1 tRNA gene and 1 rRNA gene are annotated in these 2037 nt (G+C 55.6%); both read left to right on the forward strand.

The features are described 5' to 3' along the window. Positions 1-183 precede the first annotated feature (183 nt). A 16S ribosomal RNA gene (locus C8D92_RS15480) occupies positions 184-1723 on the forward strand. 235 nt (positions 1724-1958) lie between these two features. Beyond that, positions 1959-2035, forward strand: a tRNA-Ile gene (locus C8D92_RS15485). Positions 2036-2037 lie beyond the last annotated feature (2 nt).

Here is a 2037-nt window from a genome sequence, read left to right on the forward strand (position 1 = left end):
CAAAGAGATTTGGCGTATCATGCGCGGTCTCTTAAGGGCGAAAGCCCAGCTCTTTAAAAAGCAGACTGAGTAATTCGTGTGGGCGCTGGTTCGGTGTCTGTAATAGATATCGAGACAGTGACTCGCAATTTGTGAGTTTTGTCTTGAGCCGATTTAGGACCTTTTTGAGGTTCTGCTTGATTGAAACTGAAGAGTTTGATCATGGCTCAGATTGAACGCTGGCGGCAGGCCTAACACATGCAAGTCGAGCGGAAACGATGGGAGCTTGCTCCCAGGCGTCGAGCGGCGGACGGGTGAGTAATGCATAGGAATCTGCCCGGTAGTGGGGGATAGCCCGGGGAAACCCGGATTAATACCGCATACGCCCTTTGGGGGAAAGCAGGGGATCTTCGGACCTTGCGCTATCGGATGAGCCTATGTCGGATTAGTTAGTTGGTGGGGTAATGGCCTACCAAGGCGACGATCCGTAGCTGGTCTGAGAGGATGATCAGCCACATCGGGACTGAGACACGGCCCGAACTCCTACGGGAGGCAGCAGTGGGGAATATTGGACAATGGGGGCAACCCTGATCCAGCCATGCCGCGTGTGTGAAGAAGGCTTTCGGGTTGTAAAGCACTTTCAGCAGGGAGGAAAGCTTGTCGGTTAATACCCGGCAAGGGCGACGTTACCTGCAGAAGAAGCACCGGCTAACTCCGTGCCAGCAGCCGCGGTAATACGGAGGGTGCAAGCGTTAATCGGAATTACTGGGCGTAAAGCGCGCGTAGGCGGTTGGATAAGCGAGATGTGAAAGCCCTGGGCTTAACCTGGGAATGGCATTTCGAACTGTCTGGCTAGAGTGTGGTAGAGGGTAGTGGAATTTCCAGTGTAGCGGTGAAATGCGTAGATATTGGAAAGAACACCAGTGGCGAAGGCGGCTACCTGGACCAACACTGACGCTGAGGCGCGAAAGCGTGGGGAGCAAACAGGATTAGATACCCTGGTAGTCCACGCCGTAAACGCTGTCGACCAGCCGTTGGGGATGTTAGATCCTTAGTGGCGCAGTTAACGCACTAAGTCGACCGCCTGGGGAGTACGGCCGCAAGGTTAAAACTCAAATGAATTGACGGGGGCCCGCACAAGCGGTGGAGCATGTGGTTTAATTCGACGCAACGCGAAGAACCTTACCTGGCCTTGACATCCTGCGAACTTGGTAGAGATACCTTGGTGCCTTCGGGAGCGCAGTGACAGGTGCTGCATGGCCGTCGTCAGCTCGTGTCGTGAGATGTTGGGTTAAGTCCCGTAACGAGCGCAACCCTTATCCTTAGTTGCCAGCGGTCCGGCCGGGAACTCTAGGGAGACTGCCGGTGACAAACCGGAGGAAGGTGGGGATGACGTCAGGTCATCATGGCCCTTACGGCCAGGGCTACACACGTGCTACAATGGTGCGTACAACAGGCTGCTAACCCGCGAGGGGGCGCCAATCCTGCAAAGCGCATCGTAGTCCGGATCGGAGTCTGCAACTCGACTCCGTGAAGTCGGAATCGCTAGTAATCGCAGATCAGAATGCTGCGGTGAATACGTTCCCGGGCCTTGTACACACCGCCCGTCACACCATGGGAGTGGATTGCACCAGAAGTGGTTAGTCTAACCTTCGGGGGGACGATCACTACGGTGTGGTTCATGACTGGGGTGAAGTCGTAACAAGGTAGCCGTAGGGGAACCTGCGGCTGGATCACCTCCTTAAACGACACAGCACACCGGATCAGTGCTCACACGAATTACTCAGTCGGCTTATGAAGAGAGCGTAAAAGGGTCTTGCAGGCCCGTTAGGTGGTTGGAATCCTCGTATGGATTCTGGCGCCGGATTCGCGCCAGCTGACAAGGCGCGGGCTGAGAGAAGGAAGGAGCGTGCATGAGTACGTGAATGACTGAGCGAGGGCCGCAACGCAGATCAGGTGGGGCGAAGACAAGCCAGAATGGGTCTGTAGCTCAGTTGGTCAGAGCGCACCCCTGATAAGGGTGAGGTCGGTGGTTCAAGTCCACCCAGACCCACCAAA

The organism is Tamilnaduibacter salinus (genome assembly GCF_003096655.1).
Lineage (GTDB): Bacteria > Pseudomonadota > Gammaproteobacteria > Pseudomonadales > Oleiphilaceae > Tamilnaduibacter > Tamilnaduibacter salinus.